Below are 12477 nucleotides of genomic sequence, written 5' to 3'. Positions count from 1 at the left end.
CTGCTCATTGACAGTCGTATAGAAGGGTCTTTAGTTCCGCTTAACCGCTCCATCCAGAAACAGGGCCACCAGTTCCTGTGCAAGTTCCTCTATACTGCCGCCATTCATGTTGCGTACATCTTCGCGGTTCGCGAGCATTAGCAGTGACGTAAACGCATGGGCGAGCAGCATGGGATTAGTAGTCCGCAAATAACCGTTGTCCATCTCCTGCTGAAAGTGGGTGGCTAGCACTTCAAAGATGCGAACCTCTGCTTCCCGAATCTGAGCGAGTTGCTCCATGTCCAGATGTTTCTCGGCTTCTCGCATCATGGTCTCCGTTTCAATATGGGAGTGCTGCATCTTCGCTTCGGCAACCTTAACCAGACGTTCTTGCAATGGACCGGGTTCATCCAGACGAAGAGAAGTCTGTTGCATGCCCATCGCCATCATGCGGGTAATGGCAACGGTGAACAGATCGGCTTTGCTGGAGAAGTGATAATAGATCGATGCCTTGGTTACATTGCATAACGAAGCAATCTGCTGGAGAGAGACGGGTTCATACCCGTATTCCATAAACAGACGTGAAGCGGTCATCAATATGTTGGATTGCACAGATGCTTGATCCGCCCCCGTTTTGGGTCTACCCGGTGAACGGGAAATGTTTGTTTTTTTGCTCATAGGTGCATACCTCTTTACATATTTAATCGGTTGTTAGACGTGTTCACAAAATTAGGCATTGCAAAATTAACCTTCCGGTATATATAATTAACTTGATTATACTATGACCCGTGGTTCATTACTACACCATCACATATAGAGGTTATTCAAAAATTCCATCTTCTCGGTACTGAAAACCGTCTTTTTGAACACGCAATATATCAGGGCTTCATAGAAACAGAATAGGGAGATGAAGAAACAATGCAGGAAGGTTCGGGTTACGGCCGCTGGGTTGCGGGCAAACGAAGCAAATGGATTACGCTGTTGGTATGGATCATTATTGCCGTTGTACTTGGCATGGTGTGGCCCGCTGTAGGTGATCGTGAAACCAATAACGCGCAGGATCTAAGTGAGTCCAAACCATCGGTTCAGGCAGCTGCACTTGCCGAGAAGGAATTCCCTGGTGGTGAAGGACTGCCCGCGCTGATCGTATGGCGTCAAGCCGGCGGTCTGACAGATGAGCAGATTCAGAACATTCAGGCATTAACGGAGCGACTGGATCAAGATCCGGTAGAACAACAGCAGTCCGTTGTGCCACTCTATCAATTGCCTCCACAGGCATTGAAAGGCCAGCTATCGGAAGACGGAAGCACCTTGGTTATGCCACTTTTCTTCAATGAAGGTGCTGATTCGGAACAATTGAAGGAAGGCATTGAAGCGCTTGAGCAAAAAACACAAGACATCTTCGGGGCAAACCCGTTCGATGTAGCTATAGATGATACCAATATACTGATTGCCCGTGTAACAGGACCTGTAGGAATATCCATTGATGCGAGCGGACTGTTCTCCTCTGCCGATGTATCCTTGCTTATCGCTACGGTTGTACTGGTATTAGTACTGTTACTGTTGATCTACCGCTCGCCGGTATTGGCAATTATCCCGATTATTGCGGTTGGATTCGCGTATATGGTGACCAGCCCAATTCTCGGATTCATGGCGGATCAGGGCTGGATTACGGTGGACGCACAGTCGATCTCGATCATGACGGTATTGTTATTTGGAGCAGGAACGGATTACTGCCTGTTTATGATCTCCAGATACCGCCAAATTCTCTATCATGAGCCGGACAAAAAGAAAGCCATCTTCCAGGCAATAACCGGATCATCCGGCGCCATTGCCATGAGTGGATTCACGGTCGTTGCAGCACTGCTTGTGCTTTTGCTGGCTGAATATGGTGCATATCATCGTTTTGCCGTACCATTCAGTCTGTCCATCTTTATTATGTTTATTGCAAGTCTGACGCTGGTTCCGGCGCTGCTGGCGATCTTCGGTCGGGGTTCATTCTATCCATTCGTACCACGTACACACGAGATGGAAGTGGAACGTGCCAAAGAAAAAGGCAAACCAGCCCCGGCTCCGCGTAAAATCAAGGAAAGCTGGATTGGCCGTGTTGTAGTCACCAAACCATGGGCCGTTCTTGCAATTACCTTGGTATTGCTGGGAGGACTGGCGGCGTTCTCTACTCAGGTTAAATTCACGTATGATCTGTTGTCTTCCTTCCCGGAGGATGTGCCTTCCCGCGAAGGTTTCACCGTCATCGGCGAACAGTTCTCCCAAGGGGAGCTGGCTCCAGTCAAAGTGATCATTGATGCCGAAGGCAAAGAAACTGATCTGAAGCAGCGTCTCGAATCGCTGGATTACATTAGCAAAGTAGGCGATGCTCAGCAGGGTACTGAGAATGCCAACATTACCGCTTATGACGTGGAATTTAATCTGAATCCATATTCCATGGAGGCAATGCAGCATATTCCGGATCTACGGGCTACTGCGGAACAGGCGCTTCAAGCTGCTGGAGTAACCAATGTGGCCAGTCAGGTCTGGATCGATGGTCAGACGGCTGAACAGTATGATATTGAAGTGACGGGAGAACGCGATGCCAAGATCATTATTCCGGTAGTCATCGGCATAATTACATTGTTACTGTTATTGTACTTGCGTTCAATCGTAGCCACAGCGTACCTGATCACAACGGTTGTTCTATCGTATTTCTCTGCACTGGGTCTCGGTTGGATCATCATTCATTATGGACTTGGCGCAGATGCCATTCAGGGAGCAATTCCGCTGTATTCCTTCGTATTCCTCGTGGCACTGGGTGAAGACTACAACATCTTCATGATCTCAAGCATCTGGCAGAAACGCAAAACGATGCCGCTCCGTCAAGCCATCAAGGAAGGGGTAGGCGAGACAGGTTCCGTTATTACCTCTGCCGGTCTGATCTTGGCAGGAACATTTGCGGTACTTGCTACATTGCCAATTCAGGTGTTGGTGCAGTTCGGGATTATCACAGCTGTAGGTGTGATGCTGGATACCTTCCTTGTTCGTCCGTTCATGGTGCCAGCGATCACAACATTACTGGGCAAATGGGCCTTCTGGCCAGGCAAGTATGTTCCGATTGCTGAGAAGAATGAGGAGAAACAGAACCAGTCCATGTAATGCATGGATTGGGTGACAATGACAGCGGTGCTTCAAGCCTGCTGTCCTTTTCTTTATTTTTAGAGCAATGAGAGTAGAACTGTGTGTTCTCCTGAGATGGAATGGTGGAACTGTAAAATATCCGCAGGATGAGGTGTGATCCTTGTTTTCTTTGTATGGGGAAGGTTTACGTAGCCAAGGGTTATGGGACATAATAGAGAGAGCGTCGGCCTTGGGCAGACGGATGATCAACATCAATGGGACAACCAGGGGAAGGATGAAAGCAAGCATGACGAACCAACTTAATGTGTATTTTAACCATGACGGCGGCGTAGATGATCTCGTATCGCTGTTCATGCTTCTGCAAATGGACAATGTACATGTAACCGGCGTATCGGTTATTCCGGCAGACGGATATCTGGAGCCAGCAACAGATGCCAGCCGCAAAATTATCGATCGTTTCGGTACATATTCCGTAGAGGTATCCAAATCCAACTCCAGAGGGAAAAATCCATTTCCTCCAGCGTGGAGACTGCATTCCTTCTATGTAGATGCACTTCCTGTACTGAACGAATCCGGTAAAATGGAAGCACCACTCTCTGCCGTTCCGGCACACCAGCATCTGATCGAGAAAGTGCGCAATACCGAAGGCAAAACGTTGCTCCTGTTCACAGGCCCACTGACTGACCTTGCGCGTGCACTCGACGAAGCACCAGACATTGAAGAGAAAATCGACAAGCTGGTATGGATGGGTGGCACATTTGAGCGCGGTAACGTAGAAGAGCCTGAGCATGACGGCACAGCTGAATGGAACGTATTCTGGGACCCGGAAGCGGCTTACCGTGTGTGGCAGAGCGGCATCCAGATTGATCTGGTTGCACTGGAAAGCACGAACAAAGTACCTCTGACTCCAGCCGTTCGTAACCGCTGGGCAGCAGAACGTCGCTTCGAAGGCGTTGATTTCCTGGGGAACTGTTACGCAGGCTGTCCGCCACTGGTGTACAGTGAGACAAATTCCACATACTATCTGTGGGATGTGTTGACAACGGCTTCCGTTGGACGCGAGGACATCGTGAAGAAGAAAACCGTAAACTGTATTGTTATCCCGGATGGTCCTAGCCAGGGCCGCACGGTGGAGCAAGCAGATGGACGTCCCGTACAACTGGTGTATGATACCGATCCGGAAGCATTCTTTACGTACATGACGGATTTAGGTAAAAAAGCTGCTCCACAGCGTTACTAATTCAGGCAACCGTTAGGCTTGCCATCCTTAAAGGTACAACAAAAATAAAGCCGTAGGCAGTGTCCGGAAATGGGGTTGACCCCATGATCCCTTCCCTGCCGTGCGGCTTTTTTGTTTTAGGGAACCAAGTTCTTGTCCTTAGCTGAGGACAAGAACATTGTGTCATTTCGGATTAGGTATTTATTTAAATAGTTTCCAAGTTAAACTCCCTCGGTACGATGCAGTTTTCTCACGAATGCTCGCTTATTCGCAGGATTTCACCAAAGGATGAATCGTAACCCAGTGTACCCCTAGAAGGGACATTGGAATAACCACCCTGGTTTTTCCAATGAAATTCTAGTGGGTACATTTTTCTTTTCTAAAAACGGGCATGAGCTAAATGAACAAATATATCGGACCTTACAGAAAAGCGAAAAGCCCAAATATACGTTAAAGTTAATACATCATCCGAGATTCATAAACAATATGTACAAGGCAAATACTGAAGGAAGTAAAAATACGAATTCCGAGAATAGGAGGGGGGTAATCGTGAAGACTTTGGTACTAGTCGCTCATCCTAATATGGGCAAATCTCGAGTGAACAAGGCTTGGATTGAGGAAGTAAAGAAGTATCCGGATCAGATTACCGTGCATGATTTATATGCATCCTATCCAGATTGGCGGATTGATGTTCAAACAGAACAAGAACTTGCGGAAAAGCATGATCGGATCATTTTCCAGTTTCCGTTTTATTGGTATAGTTCACCTCCGCTTCTCAAGAAGTGGTTGGATGATGTCCTGACTTACGGTTGGGGCTATACATCGAAAGGTGGAAAGCTGCGAGGGAAGGAACTTGGGTTGGCAATTTCTATAGGTGGCTCAGAAATTGATTATCAGCCTGGAGGCGGTGATCTTTATACGATTCATGAGCTCCTTAGCCCTTTCCATGCTACCAGTAATTTAATCGAAACCGACTTCTTGAGGCCTTTCACGATCTTTGATACAGATGATAAAAGCGAGGAAGAATTAATATCGAGCTCTCGGCAATATGCAGAATATCTGCTTGCTGATGAGATTATGAGGTTCCAAGCAGATAACGTACTACAAAAATAAGACTAAGGAAGAAGGAAGTAATATGAAAAATCAAAAAGCTTGGTTTATCACCGGGGCAGCAAGAGGTATTGGTTTTGAAATCCTGAAGGCTGTGTTGGAAACCGGGGATAATGTTGTTGCAACGGTCCGGAGTTCGGCGGAGTCATTAGCTGATAAATTAGGAAATCCGGAGAATCTTCAAGTTGTTCTTCTAGATATTAACGATGAACAACAAGCGATAGCGGCTGCGAATCAAACCGTACAGAAATTCGGCAAAATTGATGTCCTTGTCAATAATGCAGGATTTGGGTTGTTGAGTGCTGTTGAAGAAGCCACTGCTGAAGAGGTGAGGAAAAACTTCGAAACCAACGTTTTTGGCTTGTTGAATGTGACCCGGGCGGTCCTGCCTCATATGCGTCAAAGACGTTCTGGACATATCATCAATATCTCATCAGTTGGCGGATTGAGCGGTTATATTGGATGGGGCGTGTATGGTGCAACGAAGTTCGCTGTTGAAGGATTGACGGAGTCACTTGCATTGGAATTGGCTCCGCTTGGGATTCATGCGACGGTGGTAGCCCCGGGCTTCTTCCGTACGGAATTTCTGGATGCTGCGTCGCTAACGCGGTCTGGTAACATCATTCCGGATTATGCGGAAACGGTAGGAGAAATGAGAAAATTTGCTACCCAAGCGAATAAGAAACAACCGGGCGATCCCGTCAAGTTGGCCAAGGCAATCGTACAGGTTGCAAACGCGGAGAAGCCGCCGGTCCACTTGCCGCTTGGCAAGGATTCGCTGCAAAGATACCGGGAAAAGACGGCTAATTTTGAAAAAGATATACATGCATGGCATGACGTTATTACAGGTACAGATCATGATGATGTCTAATTTCTAAGTCGAATACATTCAATTGAACCGGGGGCGTTCGCACTCCGGTTTTTCAATTCCGATCGTTATACACCGAACAACTTCACCTGTGGATGGCGCTTAAGTTTGGTACCTTCATTCTGCTTTTCGCCTAGGATCGATTCGATAGGTCTTTATTAATATCTCTTAAGCCCCGAAATTGGATTTGAGTCCAGGTACTCAATCGGGAAAGCTAGATGTCAGAGCCAATGGAGGGGATTTACTATGCAACGAAGACAGTTTACGATCGAGTAAAAGCAACAAGTAGTACAAGAAGCCAAGAGGTCGGGAAATATAAATCCAAAGATACTTTACCGTTGGATGGAACAAGCCGCCGTCTCCTTCACATTCTCGTGAACTGTGCGGAGATCATGGCCATACCGGAACAGAGCAATCGCAGAGGATATGTACTGCAGTTCGCCACCAATCACCAGGGTCGGTAGGATCATACTACTTTTAAGTATGGTCCTTGTTACTAACGAGGCGCTCCTAGCAGTTGAACAATAAGGAGGAAATACAGTTGTCTTTACGAGCCGAAAAAGTAATAAAGGTTCCTCACGGTCTGGCCAGAGAACCTCTTAATCAAGGGATCTTGAAGATGAAAGGTCTTACAGTTGTCGAGTCTTGTACCTTTACAAAAGGTTTAAAGGGAACCATGTTTTTGGAGGATCATCTGCTTTTGTTTGTACTAGAGGGAACCTATACGGTAAGATTCGGCAGTCAGGAATATATCGTACGGAAGAATGAAATGGTTCTGCTGCAGAAATCGATCATGGTTGAATATGAGAAATCGGGAGAAGAAGGTTCTGACTATGTTTTGGACTATATGATGTTCTTTCTTAAAGAAGAGCTACTCACCGAATTTATCAAAATGGTATATCTCGAAAGTATCTATCCATCAGCGTTAGTACCGGTATCTGTCAAAGCGGTCAATGAACGATTAATTAATTATATCTATTCGTTGAAACCGTATTTCAAGGAAACTGATAACATTAGGGATGGATTAATTAAAGTGAAATTGTTGGAATTATTGTTTGATGTTGCGGATGCTGACGAACAGTTTTTATACCAGTTTTTACAGCTCAAACGTACAAAGAGGAAGAGCATCACGGAGGTGGTGGAGCAGAATCTAACCAACCCTGTCTCGCTAAATGATCTTGCTTACTTATCAGGCAGAAGTTTATCAGCTTTTAAACGAGATTTCCAAGCGATCTATAATACAACATCACCTGTACGCTGGATCCGTAATCGCCGATTGGATATCGCGAAAGAAATGCTGCTTCACACCTCTTTATCCGTTACGGATGTTTGTTTTTCGACAGGATTTGAGAGTGCTGCTCATTTTTCCAAGGTGTTTAAAGAGAGGTTTGGCGTGGCTCCATCCACATGCAAGCACCCCAAGCAAAAGCCCAAGCAAAAGCCCAATCATGGGCCTCCCCTTAAAATCTGATTCAAATCTTTTGACGAAGACGTAGCGGATGGCAATCACGGACTATCCCGTTCTCCCCATCCCCCAAGCTTCCCCACTTATGACACAATTTTTAAGGTTTTGCAAATCGATAGCCTAGACCCCATATCGTTTGGATATATTTTCGGCTTTTTGGGGTCTCTCTCGATCTTCTTCCGTAGATTCGTAATATGAAAGTCGATGGAACGTTCATTAACATGGTAATCAATGCCTCGATTCAGTGATCTCCGACGGAGTCATCCCCCTGGATGGGAGCGACACGGTCAAGCTGGAGGTCGGATATTTGTATCATTTCGGTTATTCTGTAAAAGTGATCAACAGTCCCGCCACCAACGATGTTTACTCCGTTGTATTACCCCTTTCACTGGATGGCGGTTCTTTTTCCAATCTCGATTACAGTCGAATTCAAGTCACCCATTCGACAACCGATACGTTTTGAACGGCTCGGTGCTTGTCGATGTCACCACAGCCGCATCCACTGCCCGGTTGCAACTGGTCACAAGCAACATCCAGAATGGGGCGGTGGTTTCAGCCAATGTAACCACTTTTTGGATTTTACCTTAAAGTGCGTGTTCAAGAAGGAGGGTATCACGGATGTCTCAACCTCATTTGCCGAATATTACACCCAGTATATCGTTAAGCCGGGATGAGGTCATCAACCTGCTGATCTCTTCCTTGGCGATGAGCGAACTAGGCCTGTCCCACATCATCAATGCGGAAGGGGAAAAAATCCAGTATGCGTTGGGCACCTTACCTGGGTTAAACGGTCCCCGGCCAACGATGGGGGACATACTTTGCCGTGAACGAGAGCGTGAATGGCATACTCGATACCATCGCCAAGCAACAAATGATCCACCAGATGAAGCTGAATATGGTGACCCATCTGTCCCCAAAGATCTGAAGAATATAGAAATCCATTTGTTAAATACGGGACATTTTCCATTAGAGGAGGACTTGGAGCTCAGTATTTCTTGGCAGAACGAGTTGGGTTGAACTAAATAGACAAATAAAATGAGCTTCATGGAAAAGTATCTTTCCGCATATGTGCCTATTATTAATGATAGGATCCCAATAAATAATCTTGGATCTGAAACTGGATGAACACATGAAGGAGAGAACGCATTGAAACAAACAGCAGGAGTAGTTACATACGCAACGGATCTAAAATGGTTTAACACGATGCCAGGCGAACAGATGGCCATTCGCATCCATAGCAATCAAGTCAACGGCGCAGTTACAGTAATAGAAGCGAGAGTACCATCCTTGATGGGCCCGCCGAAGCATATTCATAAGGAACGGGAAGAAATATTCGAGATTCTTGAAGGGACCTTTCGTTTTCAATGCGGCGATGAAGAATTTGATGCCACGCCTGGCACAAGCGTAGTAGTGCCTCGCGGCGTCCCGCATGCTTGGGCCAACGTCGGAACGGAAGCAGGCAGACTTCTCTTTACCTTCGCGCCGGGTGGAGTCGATGACTTCTTCCCTCAAATCAGCCAGCACTCCCTGGAGGATATTGTGCAATTGGCTGAACGGTATGACACTTGGATTATCGGGCCGCCGTTGCTACAACTAAAGAATTTGTAATTCGTCAAAATATAAGTTGGACTTACGGGTCAGTACAGGAACTGCTGTGCTGTCCCTTTTTTTGTTAAAGGTTCTCTCCAGAGGCATGTTTGGAATAGAAAAAAACATTAATGGTCATAATAAGCACGTATTTTAATCAGGAGGCGGGGAATACGTATTAGAAAGCAGAATGTATGGTTTATTACCGGACATCAAGAGAAATCGGGTTGGCGCAAAAGCCGTACTGGAATCCGGGGATAAAGTTGTGGGAACTGTACGAGGCTCGATTCATGATTTGACCGTGAAATTAGGAGATACCGATAACCTTAAAGTTGTCCAACTGGACATCAACAATGAAGAACAAGCTATCCAGGATTAACAGAATCGCTTGCCTTGGAATTGGCGCCACAGGGCATTCATGCTACAATTGTCGCTCCTGGTTTCTTTAGAACGGTTTTTTTTGGATGCCACATCGCTAACTCGTTCAAAGCAAATTATCTTGGACTATGAGGAAACGTAGGGGTCCATGAGGAGCTTTGCAACCGATGTGAATAAAAAACAGCCGAGTAATCCAAAAAAGCTGGCTCAAGCATTTATTGCGTTGGCGGATTCCGAGCATCCTCCCGTTCACCTTCCATTAGGAAATGACTGCCTCCAAAAGTATCAAAATTTTGGTTAAATGGCGCCAATAAGAATTTCTAGAAGAAAGCAGTCCATCCTCATCGACGAGGGTGGGCTGCTTTCTGCGTTTCCCTGATGTAAATTCATTGATCAAAATCCATAAAAAAGTAGAAAATATAAAATTGAAAGAGTAGAATAATGAATTCTATTTTTAACGTTCACAAACTTGTATTAGCTGTCTTGTCTTTTGTAGTTGTAGTAACTGGTGTTATTACATCTGACTTTGGTGGAAAAAATGTTGCTCATGCTGATGTAGGTCGTTATGTGATTAAAGATGTTTAGACCAATTTGCAGAATACAGGAAGTCGTACAATGCAACAACAGCATCACCTTTTTAGAAAATTTTCGCGCGGTGATTCAATTTCTACCTGAGGCTGCTCGGTTCAACGATGTTGATGGTATCATGAGAGAGATTATGTTAAGTAGTTCTAATCGTTATAATAGCCTGCCTATGCTAAACCCCAAACAACCGAGCAATAACTCAATTAAATGGCGATTGAAACCAAAGTCAATTGTAAATACTTTGTATGAATGAACACTATGCAGTAAGATCTACTTCTTTTACAAAATTACAGAGCAATTGAATGGTTTAAATGTTGAGGTTTGAAAAAAAGGCACTACCTGTCCTGCATTTCTTGGACAGGTAGTGCCTTTTTCGATGTACTAACTTTCCGTGCTCACACCACCGTTAACATGAAGAACCTGACCGGTTACATACGAAGAGTCATCGGAAGTAGGTGCAAGTTCGAACGTTTGAGCAGCTCTTTTCATGGGCACCTCGAAGTCCGAAAATCTTGACTTGGTCTGCGGGGTAACTGGCCACAATGAGAGGAGTCCAAACGGGTCCGGGAGCTACTGTGTTTACCCGAATGCCCCGATCCACCAACTGCTTCGATAAGGCTCTAGTGAAAGAAATCAAGGCTCCTTTTGATGCCGCATAGTCTAGGAAAAACGGCCATCCTTCATAAGCGGTAATTGATGCTGTGCTAATGATCGTGCTATCGGGTTTCATATAAGTCAGCGCGGCCTTCGTTAGATAAAAGAGAGGAAACGTATTGGTTCGGAAGGTATCTTCCATCTGCTCATCAGAGATATCCATACTGTCCTTATAGAAGGCAACAGCTTGATTATGGATCAGGGTATCAATTCTACCGAATTGCTCAAGCGTTTTCTTTACGATTTCCGTGGCGAATGCGGATCGACGTAAATCGCCTTCGATGAGCAGACAGTGGCTTGCAGCGGGATTAATGCTTAGAAGCGGAATACTTCTTTTGATAGCTTTCCCTTTGTCCTCTTCCATCTTTAAAGTACGTAAACACTCCAATGAGTACAATAGCAATAACGGATCCTAGTAGTGTGTACATGTATCATCTCTCCTATTCCTCAGCTTCCAACCTCGACCCGATGCGAATCTATATTACACGGCTACTTCTGATAACCACACGACTGCGCTGTGCACGCCATGAAATTCATGATGGATGAATGGTGTTGATTCTATGTCGGTCGCCTCAGGGTTTACATCATTAACGGTATCCGAAGTCTTTGGATTAACAGTAGCCGTGAATTGAATTCCTGACTGCAATAGTCTTGGAAGCCACTCATCAGTAAACCATTTCATGTCATCCTTTAGAACCAATACGTGACTATTATCAAACAAGGCTTTCTTGGCCTTCCTGCTGGCGGCCATTTCAATCAACTTGTCTAAAGGTTTGCGGAACTCTTCACCCGAAGCAAAGGAATGCCAACGTATCACAACTGTCTCGATTACATCATCCCAAAAAATGTGTGCTTTATTATAATTATAGTTATAATCCATTATGATTCTCTCCTTTACAGCAAAAGTTATGTCTTTTTTTTGTAACCTCAGTTTAATACATAAACGCGTCATACACGTAATTGATATATTTAAGGTTTGATATAGATATCGTCTATGGAACAAAAGGTTCTGATCCATTAATTTTTTATGCTTCCTGTCCCAAAATGCGGATTATGGTTACCTTTTTGTGAAAAAATATATAATCGATGCTGATAAAGGAATGGAAATTGGTTTCTATACGGTTGGAGATCATGTGGAAAACCCGCACACTGGCCGCAAGATCAGTACTTAGCAACGAATTTTAGAATTAAGCGAGGCAAGTAAACTTGCCGATGAAGCGGGGCTGGACGAATTTGCCGTTGGCGAAAGACATCAGGATGACACGGCAACTCAGGCGCATTCGGCATTTTAGGCGCAATCGCGCAGGCAACCCAAAAGATCAAAGTAGCTAGTTCGGCGACGGTGCTTAGCGTGCATGATCCGGTTCGCATGTTTGAGGACTTTGCAACGATCGATCTGATTTCGAACGGGCGCGACGAACTCATCGCCGGCAGAGGTTCGAACAATCGTTAAAAAAATCCTGCATAATATGATTTGTATGGTCATCAACGCGTGCTGCT

The 12477-nt window shown here is 45.3% G+C and carries 15 protein-coding genes and 2 pseudogenes; 12 read left to right on the top strand and 5 right to left on the bottom strand.

Translation table 11 applies throughout. The features are described from left to right. Positions 1-30: 30 nt before the first annotated feature. A complete protein-coding gene (locus AC1S8V_RS28345; RefSeq protein WP_482071639.1) occupies positions 31-657 on the bottom strand; it encodes a TetR/AcrR family transcriptional regulator in 627 nt (208 codons plus the stop codon). Between the two features lie 240 nt (positions 658-897). Between AC1S8V_RS28345 and AC1S8V_RS28340 the strand changes: the two genes are divergently transcribed. The 6 genes from AC1S8V_RS28340 (at position 898) to AC1S8V_RS28315 (ending at position 7779) form a co-directional block, all read left to right on the top strand. Then, on the top strand, positions 898-3129 hold the full coding sequence (locus AC1S8V_RS28340; RefSeq protein WP_482071638.1) for an MMPL family transporter: 2232 nt from the start codon (positions 898-900) through the stop codon (positions 3127-3129). Between the two features lie 268 nt (positions 3130-3397). Beyond that, on the top strand, positions 3398-4351 hold the full coding sequence (locus AC1S8V_RS28335) for a nucleoside hydrolase (protein WP_315937438.1): 954 nt from the start codon (positions 3398-3400) through the stop codon (positions 4349-4351). A 528-nt stretch (positions 4352-4879) separates the two neighbouring features. Next, entirely contained in the window at positions 4880-5443 is a 564-nt protein-coding gene (locus tag AC1S8V_RS28330; RefSeq protein ID WP_188177638.1) for an NAD(P)H-dependent oxidoreductase, read from the top strand. Positions 5444-5465: 22 nt separating this feature from the next. Beyond that, the gene (locus tag AC1S8V_RS28325) at positions 5466-6311 is read left to right on the top strand and encodes an oxidoreductase (RefSeq protein ID WP_482071637.1); all 846 of its coding nucleotides are present in this window, start codon (positions 5466-5468) and stop codon (positions 6309-6311) included. Between the two features lie 215 nt (positions 6312-6526). Beyond that, the gene (locus AC1S8V_RS28320; RefSeq protein ID WP_482071636.1) at positions 6527-6772 is read left to right on the top strand and encodes a hypothetical protein; all 246 of its coding nucleotides are present in this window, start codon (positions 6527-6529) and stop codon (positions 6770-6772) included. A gap of 53 nt (positions 6773-6825) precedes the next feature. Then, on the top strand, positions 6826-7779 hold the full coding sequence (locus tag AC1S8V_RS28315) for a helix-turn-helix domain-containing protein (RefSeq protein WP_482071635.1): 954 nt from the start codon (positions 6826-6828) through the stop codon (positions 7777-7779). Between the two features lie 91 nt (positions 7780-7870). Here the strand turns inward: AC1S8V_RS28315 and AC1S8V_RS28310 are convergent. Continuing rightward, a pseudogene (locus AC1S8V_RS28310) lies at positions 7871-8012 on the bottom strand (winged helix-turn-helix domain-containing protein); the annotation flags it as partial. Positions 8013-8207: 195 nt separating this feature from the next. Then, on the bottom strand, positions 8208-8333 hold the full coding sequence (locus AC1S8V_RS28305; RefSeq protein ID WP_482071634.1) for a hypothetical protein: 126 nt from the start codon (positions 8331-8333) through the stop codon (positions 8208-8210). 58 nt (positions 8334-8391) lie between these two features. On the opposite strand from AC1S8V_RS28305, the gene AC1S8V_RS28300 reads away from it, so the two are divergent. The 5 genes from AC1S8V_RS28300 to AC1S8V_RS28280 all read left to right on the top strand — a co-directional run bounded on the left by AC1S8V_RS28300 (position 8392) and on the right by AC1S8V_RS28280 (position 10323). Beyond that, positions 8392-8790: an alpha-helical endospore appendage domain-containing protein gene (locus AC1S8V_RS28300; RefSeq protein WP_482071633.1), complete on the top strand. Its 399-nt coding sequence runs from the start codon at positions 8392-8394 to the stop codon at positions 8788-8790. Between the two features lie 129 nt (positions 8791-8919). Beyond that, positions 8920-9381 carry a cupin domain-containing protein gene (locus AC1S8V_RS28295; protein WP_482071632.1) on the top strand — a complete coding sequence of 154 codons (462 nt, stop codon included), beginning with the start codon at positions 8920-8922 and terminating at the stop codon, positions 9379-9381. Positions 9382-9550: 169 nt separating this feature from the next. Beyond that, complete coding sequence (locus tag AC1S8V_RS28290; protein ID WP_482071631.1) at positions 9551-9739, top strand: hypothetical protein; 189 nt, start codon at positions 9551-9553, stop codon at positions 9737-9739. A gap of 168 nt (positions 9740-9907) precedes the next feature. Beyond that, positions 9908-10039, top strand: coding sequence for a hypothetical protein (locus AC1S8V_RS28285; RefSeq protein ID WP_482071630.1), 132 nt, complete (start codon positions 9908-9910; stop codon positions 10037-10039). A gap of 140 nt (positions 10040-10179) precedes the next feature. Continuing rightward, positions 10180-10323 carry a hypothetical protein gene (locus AC1S8V_RS28280; protein ID WP_482071629.1) on the top strand — a complete coding sequence of 48 codons (144 nt, stop codon included), beginning with the start codon at positions 10180-10182 and terminating at the stop codon, positions 10321-10323. Positions 10324-10765: 442 nt separating this feature from the next. Here AC1S8V_RS28280 and AC1S8V_RS28275 read toward each other — a convergent pair whose 3' ends face one another. Together AC1S8V_RS28275 and AC1S8V_RS28270 are read right to left on the bottom strand one after the other, a co-directional pair. Continuing rightward, positions 10766-11341, bottom strand: a complete 576-nt coding sequence (locus AC1S8V_RS28275; protein ID WP_482071628.1) for an SDR family oxidoreductase — start codon at positions 11339-11341, stop codon at positions 10766-10768. Positions 11342-11458: 117 nt separating this feature from the next. Further along, the gene (locus AC1S8V_RS28270; RefSeq protein WP_482071627.1) at positions 11459-11857 is read right to left on the bottom strand and encodes a hypothetical protein; all 399 of its coding nucleotides are present in this window, start codon (positions 11855-11857) and stop codon (positions 11459-11461) included. A gap of 187 nt (positions 11858-12044) precedes the next feature. Here AC1S8V_RS28270 and AC1S8V_RS28265 point away from each other — a divergent pair. Next, positions 12045-12418 (top strand): annotated as a pseudogene (locus AC1S8V_RS28265) (LLM class flavin-dependent oxidoreductase); the annotation flags it as partial. Positions 12419-12477: the final 59 nt, after the last annotated feature.

The organism is Paenibacillus sp. B46(2026), from assembly GCF_056786355.1.
The sequence above is the reverse complement of the archived record's forward strand: the minus strand, read 5'-3'. Positions and strand labels throughout refer to the sequence as shown.

Excerpts from the sequence above, each read along its gene's own strand:
- AC1S8V_RS28280 (WP_482071629.1), top strand. The coding sequence starts at position 10,180 with ATGAATTCTATTTTTAACGTTCACAAACTTGTATTAGCTGTCTTGTCT.
- AC1S8V_RS28320 (WP_482071636.1), top strand. The coding sequence starts at position 6,527 with ATGTCAGAGCCAATGGAGGGGATTTACTATGCAACGAAGACAGTTTAC.
- AC1S8V_RS28335 (WP_315937438.1), top strand. The coding sequence starts at position 3,398 with ATGACGAACCAACTTAATGTGTATTTTAACCATGACGGCGGCGTAGAT.
- AC1S8V_RS28290 (WP_482071631.1), top strand. The coding sequence starts at position 9,551 with ATGTATGGTTTATTACCGGACATCAAGAGAAATCGGGTTGGCGCAAAA.
- AC1S8V_RS28270 (WP_482071627.1), bottom strand. The coding sequence starts at position 11,857 with ATGGATTATAACTATAATTATAATAAAGCACACATTTTTTGGGATGAT.
- AC1S8V_RS28275 (WP_482071628.1), bottom strand. The coding sequence starts at position 11,341 with ATGGAAGAGGACAAAGGGAAAGCTATCAAAAGAAGTATTCCGCTTCTA.
- AC1S8V_RS28325 (WP_482071637.1), top strand. The coding sequence starts at position 5,466 with ATGAAAAATCAAAAAGCTTGGTTTATCACCGGGGCAGCAAGAGGTATT.
- AC1S8V_RS28340 (WP_482071638.1), top strand. The coding sequence starts at position 898 with ATGCAGGAAGGTTCGGGTTACGGCCGCTGGGTTGCGGGCAAACGAAGC.
- AC1S8V_RS28345 (WP_482071639.1), bottom strand. The coding sequence starts at position 657 with ATGAGCAAAAAAACAAACATTTCCCGTTCACCGGGTAGACCCAAAACG.
- AC1S8V_RS28300 (WP_482071633.1), top strand. The coding sequence starts at position 8,392 with ATGTCTCAACCTCATTTGCCGAATATTACACCCAGTATATCGTTAAGC.